This is a genomic window from Pseudomonas sp. LM13 (assembly GCF_041381355.1).
GTDB classification, from domain to species: Bacteria; Pseudomonadota; Gammaproteobacteria; order Pseudomonadales; family Pseudomonadaceae; genus Stutzerimonas; species Stutzerimonas frequens.
Map to the genome: position 1 here is coordinate 1 of NZ_JACBXH010000151.1, position 369 is coordinate 369.

Genomic DNA, 369 nt, shown 5'->3' on the forward strand with positions numbered 1-369 from the left:
TGAATCACCCCGGGTTTCGTGGAGGCCTCAACTCTTGAGAAGATGAGGCCATGAGAAAGACTACTACCTACTCCCCTGAAGTCCGTGAGCGTGCTGTGCGCATGGTTCTGGAACACCTGAACGACTATCCGTCCGAGTGGGCAGCCATTGAGGCCATCGCTCCGAAGATTGGCTGTGCCGCGCAAACCCTGCATGGCTGGATTCGTCGCCAGCAGACCGATGCGGGGCAGCGCCCCGGTCAGACCAGTGAAGAGCGCGAGCGCATCAGAGCCCTAGAGCGCGAAAACCGCGAACTGCGTAAGGCAAACGAGATATTGCGCCTGGCCAGTGCGTATTTTGCCCAGGCGGAGCTCGACCGCCGCACCAAGT

General features: G+C 60.2%; 1 pseudogene. It reads left to right on the top strand.

Annotated features, from left to right (window positions below):
* Window positions 1-50: 50 nt before the first annotated feature.
* A pseudogene (locus tag HZR81_RS23785) lies at window positions 51-369 on the top strand (transposase); the annotation flags it as partial.